20 protein-coding genes are annotated in these 22,705 nt (G+C 62.0%); 8 read left to right on the forward strand and 12 right to left on the reverse strand.

What is annotated here, in order from left to right:
- The first annotated feature begins 118 nt into the window (after nucleotides 1-118).
- The 4 genes from QQL85_RS01830 (at nucleotide 119) to QQL85_RS01845 (ending at nucleotide 3,049) form a co-directional block, all read left to right on the forward strand.
- On the forward strand, nucleotides 119-769 hold the full coding sequence (locus QQL85_RS01830; protein WP_284354930.1) for a FadR/GntR family transcriptional regulator: 651 nt from the start codon (nucleotides 119-121) through the stop codon (nucleotides 767-769).
- Nucleotides 770-781: 12 nt separating this feature from the next.
- Nucleotides 782-2,062: a CynX/NimT family MFS transporter gene (locus tag QQL85_RS01835; protein ID WP_284354931.1), complete on the forward strand. Its 1,281-nt coding sequence runs from the start codon at nucleotides 782-784 to the stop codon at nucleotides 2,060-2,062.
- A gap of 176 nt (nucleotides 2,063-2,238) precedes the next feature.
- Nucleotides 2,239-2,715 carry a nuclear transport factor 2 family protein gene (locus QQL85_RS01840; RefSeq protein ID WP_284354932.1) on the forward strand — a complete coding sequence of 159 codons (477 nt, stop codon included), beginning with the start codon at nucleotides 2,239-2,241 and terminating at the stop codon, nucleotides 2,713-2,715.
- Complete coding sequence (locus QQL85_RS01845) at nucleotides 2,708-3,049, forward strand: GIY-YIG nuclease family protein (RefSeq protein WP_284354933.1); 342 nt, start codon at nucleotides 2,708-2,710, stop codon at nucleotides 3,047-3,049. The genes QQL85_RS01840 and QQL85_RS01845 overlap by 8 nt, the downstream gene beginning before the upstream one ends.
- On the opposite strand, the gene yejK is transcribed toward QQL85_RS01845, so the two are convergent.
- A complete protein-coding gene (gene yejK, locus QQL85_RS01850; RefSeq protein WP_284354934.1) occupies nucleotides 2,997-4,004 on the reverse strand; it encodes a nucleoid-associated protein YejK in 1,008 nt (335 codons plus the stop codon). The genes QQL85_RS01845 and yejK overlap by 53 nt on opposite strands.
- A 370-nt stretch (nucleotides 4,005-4,374) precedes the next feature.
- Here yejK and QQL85_RS01855 point away from each other — a divergent pair, with 370 nt between their 5' ends.
- On the forward strand, nucleotides 4,375-4,656 hold the full coding sequence (locus QQL85_RS01855) for an HU family DNA-binding protein (protein ID WP_003255106.1): 282 nt from the start codon (nucleotides 4,375-4,377) through the stop codon (nucleotides 4,654-4,656).
- 50 nt (nucleotides 4,657-4,706) lie between these two features.
- Here the strand turns inward: QQL85_RS01855 and rlmF are convergent, their stop codons facing one another.
- The 5 genes from rlmF to QQL85_RS01880 all read right to left on the reverse strand — a co-directional run bounded on the left by rlmF (nucleotide 4,707) and on the right by QQL85_RS01880 (nucleotide 11,087).
- A complete protein-coding gene (rlmF, locus tag QQL85_RS01860) occupies nucleotides 4,707-5,657 on the reverse strand; it encodes a 23S rRNA (adenine(1618)-N(6))-methyltransferase RlmF (RefSeq protein WP_284354935.1) in 951 nt (316 codons plus the stop codon).
- Nucleotides 5,658-5,774: 117 nt separating this feature from the next.
- The gene (locus QQL85_RS01865) at nucleotides 5,775-8,621 is read right to left on the reverse strand and encodes a valine--tRNA ligase (protein ID WP_284354936.1); all 2,847 of its coding nucleotides are present in this window, start codon (nucleotides 8,619-8,621) and stop codon (nucleotides 5,775-5,777) included.
- Nucleotides 8,622-8,743: 122 nt separating this feature from the next.
- Nucleotides 8,744-9,109: a DNA polymerase III subunit chi gene (locus tag QQL85_RS01870; protein ID WP_284354937.1), complete on the reverse strand. Its 366-nt coding sequence runs from the start codon at nucleotides 9,107-9,109 to the stop codon at nucleotides 8,744-8,746.
- A 5-nt stretch (nucleotides 9,110-9,114) separates the two neighbouring features.
- Nucleotides 9,115-9,543 carry a DNA polymerase III subunit chi gene (locus QQL85_RS01875; RefSeq protein ID WP_284354938.1) on the reverse strand — a complete coding sequence of 143 codons (429 nt, stop codon included), beginning with the start codon at nucleotides 9,541-9,543 and terminating at the stop codon, nucleotides 9,115-9,117.
- A 50-nt stretch (nucleotides 9,544-9,593) separates the two neighbouring features.
- Nucleotides 9,594-11,087, reverse strand: a complete 1,494-nt coding sequence (locus QQL85_RS01880) for a leucyl aminopeptidase (protein WP_284354939.1) — start codon at nucleotides 11,085-11,087, stop codon at nucleotides 9,594-9,596.
- Nucleotides 11,088-11,388: 301 nt separating this feature from the next.
- On the opposite strand from QQL85_RS01880, the gene lptF reads away from it, so the two are divergent.
- Together lptF and lptG are read left to right on the forward strand one after the other, a co-directional pair.
- Nucleotides 11,389-12,504: an LPS export ABC transporter permease LptF gene (lptF, locus tag QQL85_RS01885; RefSeq protein ID WP_284354940.1), complete on the forward strand. Its 1,116-nt coding sequence runs from the start codon at nucleotides 11,389-11,391 to the stop codon at nucleotides 12,502-12,504.
- Nucleotides 12,497-13,558, forward strand: a complete 1,062-nt coding sequence (lptG, locus tag QQL85_RS01890; protein WP_284354941.1) for an LPS export ABC transporter permease LptG — start codon at nucleotides 12,497-12,499, stop codon at nucleotides 13,556-13,558. The genes lptF and lptG overlap by 8 nt, the downstream gene beginning before the upstream one ends.
- A gap of 67 nt (nucleotides 13,559-13,625) precedes the next feature.
- On the opposite strand, the gene QQL85_RS01895 is transcribed toward lptG, so the two are convergent.
- From QQL85_RS01895 to gcvH, 6 genes are all read right to left on the reverse strand, one after another.
- Nucleotides 13,626-14,114: an RDD family protein gene (locus QQL85_RS01895; protein WP_284354942.1), complete on the reverse strand. Its 489-nt coding sequence runs from the start codon at nucleotides 14,112-14,114 to the stop codon at nucleotides 13,626-13,628.
- Nucleotides 14,115-14,206: 92 nt separating this feature from the next.
- Nucleotides 14,207-14,419 (reverse strand): cold-shock protein, encoded by a 213-nt coding sequence (locus QQL85_RS01900; protein WP_284354943.1) that lies wholly within the window; start codon nucleotides 14,417-14,419, stop codon nucleotides 14,207-14,209.
- Nucleotides 14,420-14,775: 356 nt separating this feature from the next.
- On the reverse strand, nucleotides 14,776-15,897 hold the full coding sequence (gcvT, locus tag QQL85_RS01905; RefSeq protein ID WP_284354944.1) for a glycine cleavage system aminomethyltransferase GcvT: 1,122 nt from the start codon (nucleotides 15,895-15,897) through the stop codon (nucleotides 14,776-14,778).
- A gap of 27 nt (nucleotides 15,898-15,924) precedes the next feature.
- The gene (locus QQL85_RS01910) at nucleotides 15,925-17,301 is read right to left on the reverse strand and encodes an L-serine ammonia-lyase (protein ID WP_284354945.1); all 1,377 of its coding nucleotides are present in this window, start codon (nucleotides 17,299-17,301) and stop codon (nucleotides 15,925-15,927) included.
- A 142-nt stretch (nucleotides 17,302-17,443) separates the two neighbouring features.
- Nucleotides 17,444-20,299 (reverse strand): aminomethyl-transferring glycine dehydrogenase, encoded by a 2,856-nt coding sequence (gcvP, locus tag QQL85_RS01915; protein WP_284354946.1) that lies wholly within the window; start codon nucleotides 20,297-20,299, stop codon nucleotides 17,444-17,446.
- An 11-nt stretch (nucleotides 20,300-20,310) separates the two neighbouring features.
- The gene (gene gcvH / locus QQL85_RS01920; protein WP_284354947.1) at nucleotides 20,311-20,694 is read right to left on the reverse strand and encodes a glycine cleavage system protein GcvH; all 384 of its coding nucleotides are present in this window, start codon (nucleotides 20,692-20,694) and stop codon (nucleotides 20,311-20,313) included.
- A 595-nt stretch (nucleotides 20,695-21,289) separates the two neighbouring features.
- Here gcvH and QQL85_RS01925 point away from each other — a divergent pair.
- Nucleotides 21,290-22,705 carry an NAD(P)/FAD-dependent oxidoreductase gene (locus QQL85_RS01925; RefSeq protein WP_284354948.1) on the forward strand — a complete coding sequence of 472 codons (1,416 nt, stop codon included), beginning with the start codon at nucleotides 21,290-21,292 and terminating at the stop codon, nucleotides 22,703-22,705.

Consider the following 22,705-nt stretch of genomic DNA (forward strand, 5'->3'; position numbering starts at 1 on the left):
CCCCACGAGCGTTGCAATAAAGGTATTTGTCCACAACTGGCAGAAATGCCAGGTGGTTTACGGCATTGCCCGACCTCCAGTAAGCTGTACAAATTCATCGGATGATTGGTTGAGTGCAATGAATACCGAGCTGACCAAGCGTTCTCTGGTTGAGCTTGCTGTGGAGCGTATGCGTGAACGCATCGTGCTAGGCGATTGGCAGGTGGGCCAGCGTTTACCCACCGAGCCTGAGTTGGCCCTGCAACTGGGCATAAGCCGCAACACTGTGCGTGAAGCGATGCGTGTACTGGCTTTCAGTGGCCTGGTGGAAATACGCCAAGGCGATGGCAGCTATCTGCGGACGGCCCAGGACCCATTGCTGGCGGTGCAGGCGATGTCCCGTTGCACCGCCGAGCAGGCCCGGGAAACCCGTCACATCCTCGAAGCCGAAGCCATCGGGCTGGCGGCGCTGCGCCGTACCGATGCCGATTTGCAGGCGCTACGCGATGCGCTGGCCAGCAGTGCCGGGCACTTTCACGCGGATGTTGATACTTATGTGGCGTGCGACCTGGTGTTTCATCAGCGGCTGGTGGATGCCGCTCACAACCCGGCATTGAGCGAGCTGTACCGGTACTTTTCCGGAGTGGTGGCTGCTGCGCTGCACCACAACATGGCGACTGTGCCCCGTTGCCAGGCCACGTTCGACCTGCACGGTCAGATCCTCGAAGCCATCGAACAACGCGACGCGGAGCGGGCCAAGCGCCTGAGCCGCACCCTCATCGAATCCTGACCCGAGAAGGCCATGGCTGAATCCATCACCCGCAATACCCCGCCGAATGAGCGGGACCTCGATGAGCTGCTGATCGATGCAGAGGCTGACGACGAACAGGTGCAGCAGCAACCCGTAAAGCTGCGGCGGCCCTGGCTGCTGTTGCTCGGCCTGGTGCTGGTGGCATTGAACCTGCGCCCGGCGTTGTCGAGCATGGCGCCGGTGCTGGGGCAGGTGTCCGAAGGCCTGGGGCTCAATGCTTCGCAGGCCGGCTTGCTGACCACCTTGCCGGTGCTGTGCCTGGGGCTGTTCGCTCCGCTGGCGCCGGTGCTGGCGCGGCGTTTTGGCAGCGAGCGGGTGATCCTCGGCATTCTCGTCACGCTGGCGCTGGGTATTGTGGTTCGAAGCGCCTTTGGTCCAATTGGGGTGTTTCTCGGCAGCCTGATGGCGGGGGCTAGCATCGGCATTATCGGCGTGCTGTTGCCGGGTATCGTCAAACGCGACTTCCCGAAGCACGCAGGCACGTTGACCGGTGTGTACACGATGGCCTTGTGCTTGGGGGCAGCCATGGCAGCGGGTGCCACCGTACCGTTGGCCCAACATTTTGAGGGCAGTTGGGCGTTGGGGTTGGGCTTCTGGATGCTACCTGCCCTGTTGGCCATGCTGGTGTGGCTGCCGCAGGCGCGCCAAGGGCATGGTCTGCATAAGGTGGCCTATCGCGTGCGTGGCCTCTGGCGTGACCCGCTGGCCTGGCAGGTGACCCTGTACATGGGCTTGCAGTCATCGCTGGCTTACATCGTGTTCGGTTGGTTGCCATCGATCCTGATCGGCCGCGGCCTGAGCCCGACCGAGGCGGGGCTGGTGTTGTCGGGGTCGGTGATTGTACAACTGGTCAGCTCGCTCAGCGCGCCCTGGCTGGCCACTCGTGGCAAGGACCAGCGGCTGGCGATCGTGCTGGTCATGCTGCTGACGCTGGTAGGCCTGTTCGGTTGCCTGTATGCACCGATTTCCGGGCTGTGGGGCTGGGCTGTGGTACTGGGCCTTGGGCAGGGCGGCACCTTTGCCCTGGCGCTGACCTTGATCGTGCTGCGTTCGAAGGACGCCCATGTGGCGGCAAACCTGTCGAGCATGGCGCAGGGCGTGGGCTACACCTTGGCGTCGATGGGGCCGTTTGCGGTGGGGCTGGTACATGACCTGACCGGGGGCTGGGCGGCGCTGGGCTGGATTTTTGCGGTATTGGGGATTGGTGCCATCGTGTTCGGACTGGGTGCCGGGCGGGCGTTGCATGTGCAGGTGGATAGCGAAAAAGTCTGAGGCATGTATTTGCAGTACTGGCCTCTTCGCGGGCAAGCCCGCTCCCACAGGAAAGCGAAAGGTTCGAAGTTCGTACAAATCTTGTGGGAGCGGGCTTGCCCGCGAAAGGGCCGGTACTGGCATAAGCAGCCGGGGCGGATTATCGTGCTGCTTTCCACCCAGGACGGACCTGCCCCATGAGCGACGCCAACCGCGACCTGATCACCCGTTTCTACCAGGCCTTCCAGCGCCTGGATGCCGAGGCCATGGTGGCCTGTTACAGCGACGATGTCGTTTTCAGCGACCCGGTTTTCGGCACCCTGCGCGGCAAGGATGCGGGTGACATGTGGCGGATGCTCACGACTCGCGCCAAGAACTTCACCCTGGCCTTCGACAGTGTGCGCGCCGACGAGCGCAGTGGCGGCGCGCACTGGGTGGCCACCTACCTGTTCAGCCAGACCGGCCGCATTGTGATCAACGACATCCAGGCGCGTTTTGTCATCCGCGATGGGCTGATCTGCCAGCATGACGATACCTTCGACCTGTGGCGCTGGGCGCGGCAGGCCTTGGGTATGCCTGGCGTATTGCTGGGCTGGTCGCCGCTGGTGCAGAACAAGGTCCGCCTGCAGGCATTCAAGGGATTGCGCGCATTCCAGCAGGCCCAAGGTGAGTGAAACCGTCGAATCCGTTGTTGGCAAACCCTGGTATGTCTATCTGGTAAGGGCCGCCAACGGCTCGCTGTACTGCGGCATCAGCGATGACCCTCAGCGGCGTTTTGCGGCGCACCAGAAAGGGCAGGGCGCCCGCTACTTCAAGACCAGCCCGGCCCAGGCGCTGGTGTATGTGGAGCAATGGCCGGATAAAGGCGAGGCTTTGCGCCAGGAGCGGCTGGTAAAGCGGCTGCGCAAATCGGCAAAGGAGGCGCTGGTGGCCTCCTTTACCGGCTTTGAGGGGATTAGTCCTTGCGCCGCTTCAGCTGATCCACCAGCGTTGTCGGCAGCCCCTTGATGATCAGGGTGCCCGCCGCCTCGTCATACTCCACTTTATCGCCCAGCAAGTGCGCCTCGAAGCTGATCGACAGCCCCTCGGCACGCCCGGTGAAGCGGCGGAACTGGTTGAGGGTGCGTTTGTCCGCTGGAATTTCCGGCGACAGGCCGTAGTCCTTGTTGCGGATGTGGTCGTAGAACGCCTTGGGCCGGTCCTCGTCGATCAGGCTGGACAGCTCTTCCAGTGTCACTGGCTCACCCATTTTGGTCTGGCTGGTGGCATAGTCGACCAGGGTCTGGGTCTTTTCACGCGCGGACTCTTCCGGCAGGTCTTCGCTCTCGACGAAGTCACTGAAGGCTTTGAGCAGGGTGCGGGTTTCGCCAGGGCCGTCTACACCTTCCTGGCAGCCGATGAAGTCGCGGAAATAGTCCGAGACTTTCTTGCCGTTTTTGCCCTTGATGAACGAGATGTACTGTTTGGAGTTCTGGTTGTTCTTCCACTCCGACAGGTTGATACGCGCTGCCAGGTGCAACTGGCCGAGGTCGAGGTGACGCGAAGGCATCACGTCCAGCTCGGCGTTTACCGCCACACCTTCGCTGTGGTGCAGCAGGGCAATGGCCAGATACTCAGTCATACCTTGCTGGTAGTGGGCAAACAGAATGTGGCCGCCGGTGGACAGGTTGGACTCTTCCATCAGCTTCTGCAGGTGTTCCACGGCAATGCGGCTGAAGGCGGTAAAGTCCTTTTCTTCGTCCAGGTACTGCTTCAGCCAGCCGCTCAAGGGGTAGGCGCCCGACTCACCGTGGAAAAACCCCCAGGCCTTGCCTTGTTTGGCGTTGTAGCTGTCATTGAGGTCGGCAAGCAGGTTCTCGATGGCATCGGAGGCGGCCAGCTCGGAGTCGCGAGCATGCAGCACGGCGGGGCTGCCATCGGGCTTTTTGTCGATCAGGTGAACGATGCAATGACGAATTGGCATGGGATTCTCGGCGAGCTGCAAAAGTTGCCAAGTTTACCTTAGACACAAGGTGATGCAGTGGCCGTATGTTGGCGGATATGTCGGTTGTTCGTTTTTTGTTCAATTTAGTGCGTTTTAGGCTAAAACCCCCGAAAAACCTGCATTAAATCGAAGTGCGCAGCGGATATTTATCCGCTCCTGTGGTAGTTTTGCGCGGTCTTGTGCCCCTCGTGTGGCGCATTGCTGGCAGCGTGCTGTCGTCGTGTCGAACCAAACGCCGATTTACGTATCTACATACGCGATTGGCGCGGCCCTCCACTTTCAGGGGCTGGCCCGATAACGTCGTAGTTCGCTGCATAACCATCGAATTTGATAGGGAAGGAACATCACCATGGCATTGACCAAAGACCAACTGATTGCCGACATCGCCGAATCGATCGCCGCGCCAAAAGCCACCGCCAAGAACGCTCTGGAGCAGCTGGGCCAGATCGTTGCCGACCAACTGGAAAATGGCGCTGAAATCACCCTGCCAGGCATCGGCAAGCTGAAAGTCTCCGAGCGTCCTGCCCGTACCGGCCGCAACCCTTCGACTGGCGCTGCCATCGAAATCGCTGCCAAGAAAGTCGTCAAGTTCGTTCCAGCCAAAGTGCTGACCGACGCCATCAACAAGTAATTGTTGATGTGTTGACGAAACCGCGCCCGGCTTGCCCGGGCGCGGTTTTTTCATGCCTGTGATTTACCCTTGGCCACCCAGGCCTGGCGCGCAGCGTCGTCGTGGAAGCTCCAGGCGACCATGCGGCTCTGTTTCTGCCCTTGGCCCATTTCGATGACACGCACAGCCTTGGCCCCTGCCTTCTTCAGTGCCGTCTCGATGCCTGGCAGGTTGCTGGCCTTGGACACCAGGCTGGTGAACCACAGCACCCGCTCGGCGTATTGCACACTTTCGCCAACCAGTTGGGTGACAAAGCGGATTTCGCCGCCTTCGCACCACAATTCATTGTTCTGGCCGCCGAAGTTCAGCACGGGCAACTTCCGCTTAGGGTCCTGCTTGCCGAGGTTCTTCCACTTGCGCTGGCTGCCACGGGTGGCTTCGTCGCGTGAGGCATGGAAGGGCGGATTGCACAGGGTCAGGTCAAAGTGCTCGTCATCCTGCAGCAGCCCGCTGAGGATATGCGTGCGGTTGGCCTGTTGGCGCAGGGTGATGGCCTTGCCAAGACCATTCGCCTGAACGATGGCCTTGGCTGAAGCCAGGGCAACAGGGTCGATGTCCGAGCCGAGAAAGCGCCAGCGGTAGTCGCTGTAGCCCAGCAGCGGGTAGATGCAGTTGGCGCCAACGCCGATATCCAGCGCACGCACCTGGGCGCCCTTGGGCACCTCACCGGCATTGTCGGCGGCCAGCAGGTCGGCGGCCACATGGATGTAATCGGCGCGGCCAGGAATGGGCGGGCACAGATAATCGGCGGGGATGTCCCAGTGCTGAATGCCGTACTGGGCCTTGAGCAGGGCGCGGTTGAATACGCGCACGGCTTCGGGGTTGGCGAAGTCGATGCTGGGTTTGCCGTGAGGGTTGGTGATGGTGAAGCGGGCCAGGTCAGGGTGGGCCTTGATCAGGCTGGGGAAGTCGTAGCGGCCCTGGTGGCGGTTGCGCGGGTGCAGGGTGGGTTTTTGGGTCATGGTGGGGTCCTGAAAAGCATCGCCGGCAAGCCAGCTCCCACAGGTACGGTGCATTCCTGTGGGAGCTGGCTTGCCGGCGATGGGCTGCAAAGCAGCCCGCTATGGCTTCACTTTTGATTACAGCGCTGCAATCCGCGCGTGCTGCTCGGTGAAGTTGGCCAGGGCCTGTTCGGACTCGGCCAGCTTGGCGCGTTCCTTCTCGATCACCGCAGGCGGAGCCTTGTCGACGAAGGCGGCGTTGGACAGCTTGCCGCCGACGCGTTGGACTTCACCTTGCAGACGCTGGATCTCCTTGTTCAGGCGCGCCAGCTCGGCATCCTTGTCGATCAGGCCGGCCATTGGCACCAGCACTTGCAGGTCACCGACCAGGGCAGTAGCCGACAGCGGCGCCTCATCGGCATCGCTCAGTACAGTGAACGACTCGACCTTGGCCAGCTTCTTCAGCAGTGCTTCGTTTTCTTGCAGGCGACGCTGGTCTTCGGCGTTGGCGTTCTTCAGGAACAGCGGCAGCGGTTTGCCCGGGCCGATGTTCATTTCGGCGCGGATGTTGCGCAGGCCGACCATCAGCTCTTTCAGCCACTCGATGTCGCCTTCGGCAGCGGCGTCGATGCGTGCTTCATTGGCCACCGGCCACGGCTGCAGCATGATGGTCTTGCCTTCGATACCGGCCAGCGGCGCGATGCGCTGCCAGATTTCTTCGGTAATGAACGGCATGAACGGGTGCGCCAGGCGCAGCGCCACTTCCAGCACGCGCACCAGGGTGCGACGGGTGCCACGGGCACGCTCGACCGGGGCGTTTTCATCCCACAGTACCGGCTTGGACAGCTCCAGGTACCAGTCGCAGTACTGGTTCCAGATGAACTCGTACAGCGCCTGGCTGGCTAGGTCGAAGCGGAACTGCTCCAGCTGGCGGGTCACTTCGGCTTCGGTGCGTTGCAGTTGCGAGATGATCCAGCGGTCAGCCAGCGACAGTTCGCAGGCTTCGCCGTTCTGGCCGCAGTCCTCGCCCTTGTCCAGCACATAGCGGGCGGCGTTCCAGATCTTGTTGCAGAAGTTGCGGTAGCCTTCGACGCGGCCCATGTCGAACTTGATGTCGCGGCCAGTCGAGGCCAGCGAGCAGAAGGTGAAGCGCAGGGCGTCGGTGCCGTAGCTGGCGATACCTTCCGGGAACTCGGCCTTGGTCTGCTTGGCGATCTTCTCGGCAAGCTTGGGCTGCATCATGCCGCTGGTGCGTTTTTCCAGCAGGGCGTCGAGGGTGATGCCGTCGACGATGTCCAGTGGGTCCAGCACGTTGCCCTTGGACTTGGACATCTTCTGGCCCTGGCCGTCCCGTACCAGACCGTGCACATACACGGTCTTGAACGGTACCTGCGGGGTGCCGTCTTCGTTCTTGATCAGGTGCATGGTCAACATGATCATGCGCGCAACCCAGAAGAAGATGATGTCGAAGCCAGTCACCAATACATCGGTGGAGTGGAACTTCTTCAGGAACTCGGTCTGCTCCGGCCAGCCCAGGGTGGAGAAGGTCCACAGGCCCGAGCTGAACCAGGTGTCGAGTACGTCGTCGTCCTGGCGCAGGACCACGTCGGTGCCCAGGTTGTGCTTGGCGCGCACCTCTGCCTCGTCGCGGCCAACGTAGACCTGACCGGCCTCGTCGTACCACGCCGGGATGCGGTGGCCCCACCACAGCTGGCGGCTGATGCACCAATCCTGGATGTCACGCATCCAGGAGAAGTACATGTTCTCGTACTGCTTGGGCACGAACTGGATGCGGCCATCTTCCACGGCGGCGATGGCAGGTTCTGCCAGCGGCTTGGTGGAGACGTACCACTGGTCGGTCAGCCACGGCTCGATGACGGTGCCCGAACGGTCGCCTTTCGGCACTTTCAGGGCGTGGTCGTCGATGCTTACCAGCAGGCCCTGGGCATCCAGGTCGGCAACGATCTGTTTGCGCGCGACGAAGCGGTCAAGGTTGGCGTACTGGGCCGGCAGTTGGGTATCAACTTGCTCGTTGACGCTGCCGTCGAGGTTGAAGGCCTGGGCGCTGGCGAGCACGAAGGCGTTCTTGTCGAAGATGTTCAGCAGCGGCAGGTTGTGGCGCTTGCCGACTTCGTAGTCGTTGAAGTCGTGAGCCGGGGTGATCTTCACGCAGCCGGTACCGAACTCAGGGTCACAGTAGTCGTCGGCAATGATCGGGATGCGGCGGCCGACCAACGGCAGTTCGACGAACTTGCCGATCAGTGCCTGGTAGCGTTCATCGTTCGGGTTGACCGCAACGGCAGCGTCACCCAGCAGGGTTTCCGGACGGGTGGTTGCAACCACCAGGTAGTCGTTGCCTTCGGCGGTCTTGGCACCGTCGGCCAGCGGGTAGCGCAGGTTCCACAGGTGGCCCTTCTCGTCATGGTTTTCCACTTCGAGGTCGGAGATGGCCGTGTGCAGCTTGGTATCCCAGTTGACCAGGCGCTTGCCGCGGTAGATCAGGCCGTCTTCGTGCAGGCGAACGAAGGCTTCCTTGACCGCTTCGGACAGGCCGTCGTCCATGGTGAAGCGCTCGCGGCTCCAGTCAACCGACGAGCCCAGGCGGCGGATCTGACGGCTGATGTTGCCACCAGACTGATCCTTCCATTCCCAGACCTTTTCCAGGAACTTCTCTCGGCCCAGGTCATGACGGTTCTGGCCCTTGGCTTCAAGCTGGCGCTCGACCAGCATCTGCGTGGCGATACCGGCGTGGTCGGTGCCTGGCTGCCACAGGGTGTCGCGGCCTTGCATGCGGCGGAAACGGATCAGGGCGTCCATGATCGCGTTGTTGAACCCGTGGCCCATGTGCAGGCTGCCGGTCACGTTCGGCGGCGGGATCATGATGGTGTAGGACTCGCCTGCACCTTGTGGGGCGAAATAGTTCTCGGACTCCCAGGTGTTGTACCAGGAAGTTTCGATGGCGTGCGGCTGGTAGGTCTTATCCATGCGCGGCGGGACCCTGTGCATTTATTCGGGAAAGCCGGGAAGTATAACCAAGCTGGGTGCCGCAGGCGACAAGCTGCTGCTATCTGGCAGTGCCGTGAAGCAGGCACCGCCGAAATTCAGGCTTACTCTGAACGCTTGATCAACCGCTCGATCCGCGCATCCAGCCGGCGCTTGATCTCGTTCTCGATATGCGGGGTAAAGTCGTTGATCACGTCCTGCATGATCATCTGCGCTGCCGCACGTAACTCGCTTTCCAGGTGCAGCAGGGTGTCCTGGCGGCGGGTCTGCGGGTCTTCCTCGGCTTCGGCAGCTACCGTTTCGACAACCGGTGCAGGGTTGCCGGCAGGTTCTTCCAGCAGCAATGGGATCTGCTCCACCGTCTCGGTCAGCAGCGGCGGTTGCAGGTCGGCGTCGCCAAGCAGCTGGCGGATCGACTCGAGATCATCGAGCAGATGGGCGGAGTCGGGCAAAGGGGAGGGCTTGTCCATCGTCGTCAAAGTCGCTGTAAGCGGTGGTCTTGCAGAGCATAGCCCTGTTCACGGTAGAAACGGAATCGCTCTCGGGCCGATTGGCGGATGCCAGGCGCCTCGACCACGATTTCGGCCACCCGCTCGAACTGACCGACAAAGCCCGGCACGCTGGCGCCCAGGTTGATCAGCAGGTCGCGGTGCTCGCCCGCGCTGTCTGCCAAGCCCAAGGCCACGCTGGCATCGGCATGCACCTCGGCCAAGTCGTGGGGCACGAATGCCTCGCCTTTGAAGCGCCACAAGCGTTGGTCCAGCTCGCTGCGCTGTTCCGAGTCCTGGCAGTGCAGGTAGACCTGGTGGCCGAGGCGCCAGGCCTTTTCGCACAGCTTGCAGGCGAAATCGAGCCGCGCCGACAGCGAGTCGGTGGGCAAGATGTAGAAGTCGACTTTGCTCATGATGAGAATCGCCGGCCGGTGGCGCATAAGGCACCACCGGCCTCACGGCGTCACGCGCCCGCGCGGTCCAGCAGGTACTGGGTCAGCAGGGGCACAGGGCGGCCAGTGGCGCCCTTGTCCTTGCCGCCGCTGACCCAGGCGGTACCGGCGATGTCCAGGTGCGCCCAGTTGTAAGCTTTGGCAAAGCGCGACAGGAAACAACCGGCGGTGATGGTGCCGGCCTTCGGTCCGCCGATGTTGCCCATGTCGGCAAACGGGCTGTCCAGCTGCTCTTGGTATTCGTCGAACAGCGGCAGCTGCCAGGCGCGGTCGTCGGCGCGCTTGCCGGCATCCAGCAGTTGGCCAACCAGGTCGTCGTTGTTGCCCATCAGGCCGGAGGTGTGGCTGCCCAGAGCGACAATGCAGGCGCCGGTCAGGGTGGCGATGTCGATCACCGCCTGTGGCTTGAAGCGCTCGGCGTAGGTCAGGGCGTCGCACAGCACCAGGCGGCCTTCGGCGTCGGTGTTGAGGATTTCCACGGTCTGGCCGCTCATGGTGGTGACGATGTCACCCGGGCGGGTGGCGCCGCCGCTCGGCATGTTCTCGGCGCAGGCCAGCAGGCACACCAGGTTGATCGGCAACTGCAATTCAAGCACGGCACGCAGCGTACCGAACACGCTGGCGGCGCCGCACATGTCGTACTTCATTTCGTCCATGCCGGCGCCTGGTTTCAAGCTGATGCCGCCGGTGTCGAAGGTGATGCCCTTGCCCACCAGCACGAATGGCTTGTCGGCCTTCTTGCCGCCTTGGTAGTTGAGCACGATCAGGCGTGGAGGCTGGTCGCTGCCCTGGCCCACGGCATAGAACGCGCCCATGCCCAGGTCCTTGATCTTCTTCTCGTCCAGCACCTCAACTTTGAGGGCCTTGTGTGCCTTGCCCATGTCCTTGGCCTGTTCGGCCAGGAAGCTCGGGTGGCACAGGTTAGGCGGCAGGTTGCCCAGGTCGCGGGTGAAGGCCATGCCGGTGGCAATGGCGCTGGCGTGCTTGACGGCGCGCTCGACGTCGGCCTGGCCGGCCTTGTCGGCCAGCAGGGTGACCTTTTTCAGGGCGCGTGGCTCGGCTTTTTGGCTCTTGAAGCGGTCAAACACATACTCGCCGTCCAGCAGGGTTTCGGCCAGCAGGCGGTACTTGCCGTAATGGGCATCGCGGTTGCTGACCGCGATATCGTCCAGGGCCAGCACTGCATCGGTGCCGTTCAGGCCCTTGAGCACGCCGGCCACGCTGGCAACCAGTTTGCGCCAGGCGCGGTCGCCCAGGGCTTCGTCCTTGCCACTGCCCACCAGCAGCACGCGCTCGGCCTTCAGACCAGGCAGGTTTTGCAGCAGCAGGGTCTGGCCCGGCTTGCCGGCCAGGTCACCGCGCTTGAGCACGGCGCTGATGGCACCTTCGCAGGCTTGGTCGACAGCCTTGGCAACAGCACCGAGCTTGCGGTTTTCACCTACCAGAATGACCAGGGTGGCGGTTTTTACCGATGCAGCAGCTACGCTTTTTACAACCAGTTCCATGTCAGGATCCCCGAATGATCGATACGAATGGCGCTGTGTGTTGCAGCGCTCTGGACGGGCCTGGCGGCGTCGTCGCGCGCCAGCGGAAAAGCTGCCAGTTTGAGCCTGCGGCAAGCGTGCTGACAACCCCGTTGTGCGCCTTCATGCGCGGCCAAGTGACAGGGGCGGTCAATCACAGGATAATGCGCGCACTTTACATGGAGGTTCGCCTTTGGCGAACCGGCATTGGTCTTGGCTGTACTAAGTCATTGTTTGGCGCCATTGTTTGGCAGTCCGCCCTGACAACCCAGGAGTGTCTGGTTTGATCGTCTTTCGTTATCTGTCCCGCGAGGTCCTGGTGACCTTGAGCGCCGTCAGCGCTGTGCTGCTGGTGATCATCATGAGCGGGCGCTTCATCAAGTACCTGGCCCAGGCTGCCCAAGGTGTGCTCGACCCGGGCGTGCTGTTCCTGATCATGGGTTTCCGCATGCCGGGTTTCCTGCAGCTGATCCTGCCTCTGGGGCTGTTCCTCGGCATTCTCCTGGCTTACGGGCGCTTGTACCTGGAAAGCGAGATGACCGTGCTGTCCGCAACCGGCATGAGCCAGCAGCGCCTGCTGGGCCTGACCATGGTGCCGGCCGCCCTGGTCGCCCTGCTGGTGGCCTGGCTGAGTTTGAGCCTGGCACCGCTGGGCGTGGCCCAGGTGCAGCAGATCATCGCCCAGCAGGACGCGCTGACCGAGTTCGACACCCTGGTGCCGGGTCGTTTCCAGACGCTGCGTGACGGCTCGCGGGTAACCTACACCGAGCAGCTGTCGGACGACCGCATCAACCTGGCCGGGGTGTTCATCTCCGAGAAGCGCTTCAATCAGGACAAAACCAAGGACCGCGCGCCTTCGGTGCTGGTCGCGGAAAAAGGCCACCAGGAAATCCAGGCTGACGGCAACCGCTACCTGGTGCTGGAGAACGGCTACCGCTACGACGGCAACCCGGGCCAGGCCGATTACCGCGCCATCAAGTACGACACCTACGGCGTACTGCTGCCCAAGCCGGAAGTCAGCGAGGAAGTCACCGAACGCGAAGCCATCCCCACCTCCGAGTTGATCGGCAAGAAGGGCCTGCGTGAGCGCGCCGAGTTGCAATGGCGGTTGTCGCTGCCGATCCTGGTGTTCGTCGTCACCCTGCTGGCGGTGCCACTGTCCCGGGTCAACCCGCGTCAGGGCCGCTTCCTCAAGCTGCTGCCGGCAATTCTTCTGTACATGGCCTACCTGACAATGCTGATTTCCGTACGCGGCGCCCTCGAGAAGGGCAAACTTCCGATCGGCCTGGGCATGTGGTGGGTCCACGGTCTGTTCCTGCTGATCGGCCTGGGGCTGATGTACTGGGAGCCGCTGCGCCTCAAGCGCGCTGCCCGTCGTGCGGAGGTGGCCCATGGCTAAGCTCGACCGCTATATCGGCCAGAGCGTGCTGCTGGCCATCCTGGCTGTGCTGGGGATCATCCTCGGCCTGGCTTCGCTGTTCGCCTTCATCGACGAGATGAGCGACCTGAGTGATACCTACACGGTGATGGAGGCTGGCAACTTCGTCTTGCTCACCGCACCGCGGCGGCTGTACGAAATGCTGCCGATGGCGGCATTGATCGGTTGCCTGATTGGCCTGGGCAGCCTGGCCAGTAGCAGCGAGCTGACCATCATGCGTGCGGCCGGCGTTTCCATCGGCCGTATCGTTTGGGCTGTGATGAAGCCGATGCTGGTGCTGATGCTGGTCGGCCTGCTGATCGGTGAGTATGTGGCACCGGTGACCGAGAACAAGGCCCAGGCCGACCGTTCCCTGGCCCAGGGCGGTGGTGAGGCGCAAAGTTCCAAACGTGGCATGTGGCACCGCCAGGGCGAGGAGTATGTGCACATCAACGCCGTGCAGCCTAACGGCCTGCTGCTGGGGGTGACCCGTTACCGTTTCGACAACGAGCGCAAGATCGTCACGTCGAGCTTCGCCCGCCGTGCCCAGTACCAGAACGATCATTGGCTGCTCGCTGACGTGCGTACTACTTATTTCCGTGGCGACCACACCGAAGTCGTCCGCGCGCCGCAGGAGCGCTGGGATGTTTCGCTCACGCCAGAACTGCTCAATACCGTGATCCTGGCGCCGGAATCGCTATCGATTACCGGGCTGTGGGACTACATCCATTATCTGTCAGACCAAGGCCTGAACAATGCCCGTTACTGGCTGGCGTTCTGGACCAAGGTGCTGCAGCCGATGGTGACAGCGGCACTGGTGCTGATGGCGATTTCCTTCATCTTCGGTCCGCTGCGCTCGGTAACCCTCGGCCAGCGCGTGTTCACTGGTGTGCTGGTGGGTTTCGTGTTCCGTATCGGTCAGGACCTGCTGGGGCCCTCAAGCCAGGTGTTTGGTTTCCCGCCGCTGCTGGCGGTGGTGATTCCGGCGGGCATCTGTGCCTTGGCGGGTGTGTGGTTGTTGCGCCGGGCGGGTTGATCGCCTGAGCTGCACAAGAAAGCCGACCTTAGGGTCGGCTTTTTCATGGGGCTCAACCTGTCCCGGGTCATTTCTTCTGCTTCGGTACCCGCACCAGCTGGCTTTCCGAATAGATGTCATGCCAACCGCGTTTGCGCTTGTCGATCAGTACCCAGAAAAAACCCAGCCCCAGGCACAGCCACGAGGCGATCGAGACCACAAAGCGCAATAGCGCCTGCCACAGGCTGATGGCCGAACCATCGGTGTTTTGCACCCGCACGCCCCACACCTGCATGCCCAAGGTCTGACCGCCATGGGTCCAGAACTTGGCAAAGAAGCCGAACAGGGCGAACAGCAACACCGTAGACAGCAGTGGGTCGCCATCCAGTGCGCCGGCCTCGGTCAGCTCGCGCATATGTGCTTCGCCGATGATCGCCATCTGGATCATCTTGTAGGTGCCGGCGGTCACGATCAGCAGCGCCGTGCACAGTAAAAAGTCATAGAACATGGCCGCCAGGCGCCGGCCCAGGCCGACCGGTGGAAAATCACCCTGGGGTATGAGCAGAGGCTTGGACATGCAGGACGGCTCCAGAAGATGAAGCCTCTATTCTACGGGCAAAAAAAAGCCCCTGCACTTGGCAGGGGCTTTTTCTCGAAGTCTTGTTCGGCTTAGCCGAGGACTTGGACCTTGTCAGCCTGCTGGCCTTTTTGGCCCTGAACAGCTTCGAAGGTGACCTTCTGGCCTTCCTTCAGGCTCTTGAAGCCATTACCTTCGATAGCGCGGAAGTGCACGAACAGATCCGGACCGCTTTCTGGGGTGATGAAGCCGTAACCTTTTTCGTCATTGAACCACTTGACGGTACCGTTCTGACGCTCAGCCATTGTCTTATTTCCTATGAAGCTTAATTTTGATGACAGTTTCTTCTGCATTGTTTGTAAGCAAAAGATTACTGGGCTGGGTTGCAGGAAAGTAAGAGACGTCGAACGGGTTGTAGCTGATTGCGGCTACTGGCCCAGGTCACGAACTGTTGCGACCCATGCAAACACAGTGCAGTGACTCTACGCCAACTCCCGAGCGAAAAACAAGCCCTTGGTCGTATGGAAAACTGGCCGTTTGCCGATAACCGACCGATTTGTCGGAAACGGCATGGCGCCTGGCCTGGCGCCATGTTCAAAAGTTATTGGACAGGTTCGAAAACGAATATGTCGACCCTGTCTGCAACCTTCACAAAGTGGCTTCAGCCACGGAAGTAACGTTGTGCCACGAAAGGCATTTTGCTGACTTTCAGGGCAACCTTCTTGCCACGCACCACGGCAAACAGTGGGGTGTCGAGTGCAGCATGTTCGCTATCGATATAACCCATTGCTACAGGTGCACCGAGTGTCGGGCCAAAGCCGCCGCTGCAGACTTTACCTACGGGTTTATCGTTTGCATCGACAATGTCCGCACCTTCACGAACGGGGGTACGTTCTTGCGGCAACAGCCCGACGCGTTTGCGTGCCACGCCATCGCGCTGGTGGGCATAAATTGCCTCGGCGCCAGGGAAACCTGCGGCACGTGCGCCGTCGGCACGGCGTACCTTGGAAATCGCCCACAGCAGGCTGGCTTCCACCGGGGTGGTCTCGGTATTCATGTCGTGGCCATACAGGCACAGGCCGGCTTCCAGGCGCAGCGAGTCGCGCGCCCCCAGGCCGATAGGCTGCACTTCGGGCTCGGCCAGCAGGCGGCGGGCCAAGGCTTCAGTGGCGTCGACCGGTACCGAAATTTCGTAGCCGTCTTCGCCGGTGTAGCCCGAGCGGCTGACGAAGCAGTCTTCACCCAGCAGTTTCACCTGGCGGAACTGCATGAAGGTCATGCCGGCCACTTCCGGGGCCAGGCGCTCCAGCACCGTGACCGCAGCCGGGCCTTGCAGGGCGAGCAGGGCACGTTGCTCGAACAGCGGCTGCACGTCGCAACGGTTGCCAATGTGTTTTTGCAGGTGAGCGAGGTCCTGGTCCTTACAGGCGGCGTTGACCACCAGGAACAGCGTGTCGTCGCCCAGGTTGGCAACCATCAGGTCATCGAGGATACCGCCCTGTTCGTGGGTGAACATGGCATAGCGCTGCATGCCCACCGGCAGGTCGATGATGTCCACCGGTACCAGGCTTTCCAGGGCCTTGGCGGCGTCGGCGCCGCGCAGGATGATCTGGCCCATGTGCGAGACGTCGAACAGGCCGGCCTGCTCGCGGGTGTGCAGGTGCTCTTTCAGCACGCCCAGCGGGTACTGCACCGGCATGTCGTAGCCGGCGAACGGCACCATGCGCGCACCCAGTTCCAGGTGTAGAGCGTGCAGTGGGGTCTTGAGCAGTGTTTCGGACATCGGTGACTCCTTGGTGTTGTTGTCGGGTCAACATTCGATGATGTTGACAGCCAGGCCGCCACGGGCGGTCTCTTTGTATTTGCTTTTCATGTCGGCGCCGGTCTGGCGCATGGTGCGGATGACCTTGTCGAGCGACACGTAGTGCTGCCCGTCGCCCCGCAACGCCATTCGCACCGCGTTGATCGCTTTCACCGAACCCATGGCATTGCGCTCGATGCACGGCACCTGGACCAGCCCGCCGATCGGGTCACAGGTGAGGCCCAGGTTGTGTTCCATACCGATTTCGGCGGCGTTTTCCACCTGTTGCACGCTACCGCCCATGACTTCGCACAGTGCCCCGGCAGCCATCGAGCAGGCCACGCCGACTTCGCCCTGGCAGCCCACTTCGGCGCCGGAGATGGAGGCGTTTTCCTTGTAGAGGATGCCGATGGCCGCAGCCGTGAGCAGAAAACGCACCACCCCGTCCTCGCTGGCACCCGGTACGAAGCGCATGTAGTAGTGCAGCACCGCAGGGACGATGCCTGCCGCACCGTTGGTGGGTGCGGTAACCACACGCCCACCGTTGGCGTTTTCCTCGTTCACTGCCAGGGCGTAGAGGTTGACCCAGTCGAGTACCGAAAGGGCATCGCGCAAGCTTGCCTCCGGGTGGCTACTCAGCTGACGGTACAGGGCCGGAGCCCTGCGCTTGACCTTCAGCCCGCCCGGCAATATGCCTTCATGCTGGCAGCCGGCTTCGACGCAATCCTGCATCACCTGCCAGATGCGCAGCAGCCCGGCGCGGGTTTCTGCCTCCGGGCGCCAGGCGGCCTCGTTTGCCAGCATCACCTGGCTGATCGACAGGTTTTGCGTGGTGCAGTGGCCGAGCAGTTCCTTGGCGGTCTTGAACGGGTAGGGCAGCACGGTGCTGTCCTCGACGATGCGGTCGTGGCCGGCGGCGTCTTCGTCCACCACGAAACCGCCGCCCACCGAGTAGTACTCGCGGCTGCGGATCTGCAGGCCGGCATCGTCGAACGCGCGGAAGATCATGCCGTTGGGGTGGTAGTCGAGTGGCTTGCGGATCATCGCCAGGTGCTGCTTTTCGATGAACGCGATGCTGCGCTCGCCCAGCAGGTTGATGTGGCCGCTGTCGCGGATGGCCTGCAGGCGGGCGGGGATGATGTCGGTGTCGACCGTGTCGGGGTGTTCACCTTCAAGGCCCAGTAGCACGGCCTTGTCACTGCCGTGGCCCTTGCCGGTAGCGCCCAGCGAGCCATACAACTCGGCCTTGATGCTGGTGGTGCGGGTCAGCAGGCCATCACGGCGCAGCCCCTCGGCGAACCGCGCGGCGGCGCGCATCGGGCCTACAGTGTGTGAGCTGGAGGGGCCGATGCCGATCTTGAACAGGTCAAAGACGCTCAAAGACATTGCTCGTTCCCTCCAGAGGGTAAAGGCGAGTGCTGCGCACTCGATCGCCGGCAAGCCAGCTCCCACAGGTACTGCACAAGCCTTGGGAGCAGTGGGAAGCCTGTGGGAGCTGGCTTGCCGGCGATGAGGCCAGTGAGCCGGATCAGGCGTCCTGATAGCTCTCGATCGATGGGCAAGCGCACACCAGGTTGCGGTCGCCGAACACGTTGTCGACCCGACCGACCGGTGGCCAGTACTTGCCTTCCACCAGGCTTGGCAGCGGGTACACCGCCTGTTCGCGGCTGTAACCGTGGGCCCACTCGCCAACCAGCTCGGCCGCCGTGTGCGGGGCGTTTTTCAGCGGGTTGTCGTCCTTGTCCAGGCTACCGTTCTCGACCGCGCGAATTTCTTCGCGGATCTGGATCATCGCGTTGCAGAAGCGGTCCAGCTCTTCCTTGGACTCGCTTTCGGTCGGTTCGATCATCAGCGTGCCGGCCACCGGGAAGGACATGGTCGGGGCGTGGAAGCCGAAGTCGATCAGGCGCTTGGCCACGTCGTCGACGCTGATGCCGCTGGTGTCCTTCAGCGGGCGCAGGTCGAGGATGCATTCGTGGGCCACCAGGCCGTTGCCACCTGTATACAGAACAGGATAGTGCTCTTCCAGGCGACGGGCGATGTAGTTGGCGTTGAGGATCGCCATCTGCGAGGCACGCTTGAGGCCGGCACCGCCCATCATGCGAATGTACATCCAGGTGATCGGCAGGATGCTGGCGCTGCCGAACGGCGCGGCGCACACCGCACCCTTGGTGTTTTCCAGCTGCGCGTGGCCAGGCAGGAACGGCGCCAGGTGCGACTTGACGCCAATCGGGCCGACGCCCGGGCCGCCGCCCCCGTGCGGGATGCAGAAGGTCTTGTGCAGGTTCAGGTGGGACACGTCGCCGCCGAACTTGCCCGGGGCGCACAGGCCGACCATGGCGTTCATGTTGGCGCCGTCGATGTACACCTGGCCACCGTTGTCGTGGATGATCGCGCAGATTTCGCCGATCGCTTCTTCGAACACACCGTGGGTCGACGGGTAGGTGATCATGATCGCGGCCAGGCGCTCGCGGTGCTCGATGGCTTTGGCGCGCAGGTCCTCGACATCGACGTTACCGCGGGCGTCACAAGCGGTGACGACTACGCGCATGCCAGCCATGTGTGCGGTGGCCGGGTTGGTACCGTGGGCCGACGACGGGATCAGGCAGATGTCGCGGTGGCTTTCGCCACGGCTGCGGTGGTAGGCGCGGATGGCCAGCAGGCCTGCGTACTCGCCTTGGGAGCCAGCGTTGGGCTGCAGCGACACGGCGTCATAGCCAGTGGCTGCGCACAGCATGGCTTCCAGCTCGGTGGTCATCTGCTGGTAGCCTTGGCTCTGTTCGGCCGGGGCGAACGGGTGCAGGTTGCCGAACTCGGCCCAGGTAACCGGGATCATCTCGCTGGCGGCGTTCAGCTTCATGGTGCACGAGCCCAGCGGGATCATGCTGCGGTCCAGCGCCAGGTCCTTGTCGGCCAGGCGGCGCAGGTAGCGCATCAGCTCGGTTTCGCTGTGGTAGCGGTTGAACACTGGGTGTTCGAGGATGGCCGACTGGCGCAGCAGGGCGGCAGGCAGCAGAGAACCGGTGCTGGCGGCCAGCGCGGCGAAGTCTGGTTGGGCCTGGTCGCCAGCGAACAATTGCCACAGCGACTCGACGTCAGCCTGGCTGCTGGTTTCATCCAGCGACAGGCCCAGGTGGGTGGCATCGACCTGGCGCAGGTTGATGCCTTGGATGCGTGCCTTGTCATGCAGGCTGGCGGTAGCAGTGCCGGTGGCCAAGGTCAGGGTGTCGAAGGCGCTGGCGCCCACTACCTGTAGGCCCAGTGCTTTCAGACCGGCGGCCAGGATCGCGGTCAGGGCATGGGTGCGCTCGGCAATGCGCTTGAGGCCGGCCGGGCCGTGGTACACGGCGAACATGCTGGCGATGTTGGCCAGCAGCACCTGGGCAGTGCAGATGTTGCTGGTGGCCTTCTCGCGGCGGATATGCTGCTCGCGGGTTTGCATGGCCAGGCGCAAAGCGGTCTTGCCGAAACGGTCGATCGATACGCCGACCAAGCGGCCCGGCATGTCGCGCTTGAACGCGTCACGGGTGGCGAAGTAGGCCGCGTGCGGGCCACCGAAGCCCAGTGGCACGCCGAAGCGCTGGGCGCTGCCGATGGCCACGTCGGCGTCGAACTCGCCGGGTGGGGTCAGCAGGGTCAGGGCCAGCAGGTCGGCCGCGACGGCGACCAGGGCGTTGGCGGCGTGGAAGCGCTGCACCACTTCACGGTAGTCGAACACTTCACCGTTGCTGGCCGGGTATTGCAGCAGGGCGCCGAAGAAGGCGCTGACATCGCCCAGCTCGCGCTCGTCGCCAACTACCACCTCGATACCCAGTGGCTCGGCACGGGTGCGCAGTACGTCGAGGGTTTGCGGGTGACAGTGGACCGAGGCGAAGAAGGCGTGGCTGGCTTTGTTCTTCGACAGGCGCTTGCAGAAGGTCATGGCCTCGGCCGCCGCAGTGGCTTCGTCAAGCAGGGAGGCGTTGGCGATCGGCAGGCCGGTGAGGTCGCTGATCAGGGTCTGGAAGTTCAGCAGCGCTTCCAGGCGGCCTTGGGAAATCTCTGGCTGGTACGGGGTGTAAGCGGTGTACCAGGCCGGGTTTTCCAGCAGGTTGCGCAGGATCGGTGCCGGGGTGTGGGTGTTGTAGTAGCCCTGGCCGATGTAGCTCTTGAACAGTTGGTTCTTGCCGGCGATGGCCTTGAGTGCGGCCAGTGCATCGGCTTCGCTCTGGCCGTCGTGCGAACCGAGCACGCTGGTGCCCTTGATGCTGTCGGGGATGACCGCAGCGGTCATGGCTTCCAGCGAGTCGAAGCCCAGGGCGGCGAGCATGGCCTGCTCGTCAGCGGTGCGCGGGCCGATGTGGCGGGCGATGAATTCGTTGGCGGTGCCGAGGTTGATGGTCATGGCGGGCTTCCTCAGGCGTCGTCGTTGGCTTTGATCAGGCGGTCGTAGGCGTCCTGGTCGAGCAGGGCGGTGACTTCGCTCATGTCGGCCGGGTTGAAGCGGAAGAACCAGCCTTCGCCCATCGGGTCTTCGTTGACCAGTTCCGGGCTGCTTTCGAGCTGGCCGTTGACCTCGACCACGTCGCCAGTCAGGGGCATGTACACGCCGCTGGCAGCCTTGACCGACTCGACGGTGGACGCTTCGCTGCCTTTCTCATACTGCTGCAACTCTGGCAGTTGCACGAAAACCACATCGCCAAGGGCGTTCTGGGCGTAGGCGGTGATGCCCACGGTAACGCTGCCATCGGCTTCGACACGTAGCCATTCGTGATCTTCAGTGAAACGCAACTCGCTCATGGGGAATCCTCGGGAAGCAGGGCGTTGGGCGCGGTGGCTCCGCGCTCTTGGGTTGGCTTTCCCTTAGCAATAATGCGGCCAATCGTAAAAAATCCTTTAAAAACAATATGTTAATTATTTTTAAAGATTGGCGAAGCGCTTCAGTGGAACGAAAACGATACAGAGGATGTGGGGGTGAAAAAGGGTTTGGGGATCAAACCCTTGCGCAATAGCACTCGAACGGATGTGTACTGATTTCGTTACGGCGTAGTGAAATCGATACGGAGTCGTGGAGAGCGGCGCTGTTGCCGGCAAGCTGGAATGACTTAAGCAAGTTCGATACTTGCAAGACGTTGCAAACTTTCCTCTTACGAATATGCCGTGTCGCCATATCAACTATTTGTGTCACCTGCAGGATAGTTTTCAAATGGCTGAACTAAGTATTTGCCTCCAACGATTTTCTCGCCAGTTGCGCGTCACCAGAATGGCCACCTTTAGTTGGAGTCGTCAGCCTGACGCAATCGCCACAAAGTTGGTAATTCGGCTGTCGGCCAAGCGTGTGTCTCGCTGCTTGGGCTCATGCAACCAGCACCGAATTTCAGGAAAGGAAAGTGTCATGGGAATGACAAGGCGTAAATTTTTGATTGGCGGCGGCGTCGTGGCTATCGCAGGTGGCGCAGGGATTCTGACCCCCTTGTTGACCCGGGAAGGCCGATTAATTCCCGGCAAACCCCGGTTCGGTTATGTAGAAGGCACCGAAGGGGTGCTTCCCAAACAGGCAGACGTCGTCGTTGTTGGCGCTGGTATTCTGGGGCTCATGACTGCAATCAATCTGGTCGAGCGTGGCCTCTCGGTCGTTGTCGTTGAGAAGGGAGAGATTGCCGGCGAACAGTCGTGCAGGTTCTATGGTCAGGTCATGACCTACAAGATGCCTGATGCGACCTTCCAGTTGCACCATCTTGCCAAGCAACGTTGGCGCGAGATGAATGCCAAAGTGGGGGCGGACACAAGTTATCGCACACAAGGTCGGGTCGAAGTGCCTTTCGATGAAGAAGACCTGGACGGCGTCAGAAAGTGGATCGATGTCAAAACACGCGAAGTGGGCGCAGACATTCCTTTCAAGACGCGAATCATTCAAGGCAGTGAACTCGAACAGCGCCTGCGTGGTGCGTCATCGCGCTGGACGGTTGCAGGTTTCGAGGAAGACTCGGGTAGCCTGGATGCCGAGCGCGCCTCGTTTGTCATGGCAGAGTATGCCAAGAAAGTGGGGGTGCGGATCTACACCCACTGCGCCGCCCGGGGCCTGGAAACCCAGGCAGGTGCCATCTCCGATGTGGTGACGGAAAAGGGCGCCATCAGGGCCTCTCGCGTGATCGTGGCGGGCGGCGCATGGTCCCGGTTGTTCATGCAGAACCTGGGCGTCGATGTGCCCACCTTGCCCGCCTACCAGTCCCAGCAAATCATCAGCGCGGCACCCCGTGCACCTGGGGGCAACGTTGCATTGCCAGGCAACATCTACTTCCGCGAGCAGGCTGACGGTACATATGCCACCTCGCCACGCGTCGTCGTTGCGCCGGTGGTCAAAGAATCGTTCATGTATGGCTATAAATACCTGCCACTGCTGGCCATCCCCGACTTCCCGGTACACATCTCACTCAACAAGCAACTGATCGATTCGTTCATTCAGCCAACCCACTGGAAGCTGGACGAGGTTTCGCCTTTCGAGAAAAACCGGCTGATGACCGCAGCCCCGGACCTGCCAGAACTGAATGCCTCACTGGAAAAACTCAAGGTCGAGTTCCCCGCGTTCAGCGATGCGAAGCTGATCGATCAGTGGAGCGGTGCCATGGCTATCGCACCCGACGAAAACCCCATCATTTCGCAGGTCAATGAGTACCCGGGTCTGGTCCTCAACACTGCAACCGGTTGGGGGATGACGGAAAGCCCGGTGTCGTCCGAACTGTCGGCGGACTTGCTGCTTGGAAAGGCGCCGGTGCTGGACCCCAAACCCTTCAGCCTGTATCGGTTCTAA

This window comes from Pseudomonas putida (genome assembly GCF_030159595.1).
GTDB classification, from domain to species: domain Bacteria; phylum Pseudomonadota; class Gammaproteobacteria; order Pseudomonadales; family Pseudomonadaceae; genus Aquipseudomonas; species Aquipseudomonas putida_AC.

Excerpts from the sequence above, each read along its gene's own strand:
- gcvH (WP_284354947.1), bottom strand. The coding sequence starts at position 20,694 with ATGAGCGAGTTGCGTTTCACTGAAGATCACGAATGGCTACGTGTCGAA.
- rlmF (WP_284354935.1), bottom strand. The coding sequence starts at position 5,657 with ATGACCCAAAAACCCACCCTGCACCCGCGCAACCGCCACCAGGGCCGC.
- QQL85_RS01895 (WP_284354942.1), bottom strand. The coding sequence starts at position 14,114 with ATGTCCAAGCCTCTGCTCATACCCCAGGGTGATTTTCCACCGGTCGGC.
- QQL85_RS01865 (WP_284354936.1), bottom strand. The coding sequence starts at position 8,621 with ATGGATAAGACCTACCAGCCGCACGCCATCGAAACTTCCTGGTACAAC.
- QQL85_RS01870 (WP_284354937.1), bottom strand. The coding sequence starts at position 9,109 with ATGGACAAGCCCTCCCCTTTGCCCGACTCCGCCCATCTGCTCGATGAT.
- QQL85_RS01925 (WP_284354948.1), top strand. The coding sequence starts at position 21,290 with ATGGGAATGACAAGGCGTAAATTTTTGATTGGCGGCGGCGTCGTGGCT.
- QQL85_RS01835 (WP_284354931.1), top strand. The coding sequence starts at position 782 with ATGGCTGAATCCATCACCCGCAATACCCCGCCGAATGAGCGGGACCTC.
- QQL85_RS01855 (WP_003255106.1), top strand. The coding sequence starts at position 4,375 with ATGGCATTGACCAAAGACCAACTGATTGCCGACATCGCCGAATCGATC.
- QQL85_RS01830 (WP_284354930.1), top strand. The coding sequence starts at position 119 with ATGAATACCGAGCTGACCAAGCGTTCTCTGGTTGAGCTTGCTGTGGAG.
- gcvT (WP_284354944.1), bottom strand. The coding sequence starts at position 15,897 with ATGTCCGAAACACTGCTCAAGACCCCACTGCACGCTCTACACCTGGAA.
- QQL85_RS01880 (WP_284354939.1), bottom strand. The coding sequence starts at position 11,087 with ATGGAACTGGTTGTAAAAAGCGTAGCTGCTGCATCGGTAAAAACCGCC.
- yejK (WP_284354934.1), bottom strand. The coding sequence starts at position 4,004 with ATGCCAATTCGTCATTGCATCGTTCACCTGATCGACAAAAAGCCCGAT.
- lptG (WP_284354941.1), top strand. The coding sequence starts at position 12,497 with ATGGCTAAGCTCGACCGCTATATCGGCCAGAGCGTGCTGCTGGCCATC.
- QQL85_RS01840 (WP_284354932.1), top strand. The coding sequence starts at position 2,239 with ATGAGCGACGCCAACCGCGACCTGATCACCCGTTTCTACCAGGCCTTC.
- QQL85_RS01875 (WP_284354938.1), bottom strand. The coding sequence starts at position 9,543 with ATGAGCAAAGTCGACTTCTACATCTTGCCCACCGACTCGCTGTCGGCG.
- QQL85_RS01900 (WP_284354943.1), bottom strand. The coding sequence starts at position 14,419 with ATGGCTGAGCGTCAGAACGGTACCGTCAAGTGGTTCAATGACGAAAAA.
- gcvP (WP_284354946.1), bottom strand. The coding sequence starts at position 20,299 with ATGACCATCAACCTCGGCACCGCCAACGAATTCATCGCCCGCCACATC.
- QQL85_RS01910 (WP_284354945.1), bottom strand. The coding sequence starts at position 17,301 with ATGTCTTTGAGCGTCTTTGACCTGTTCAAGATCGGCATCGGCCCCTCC.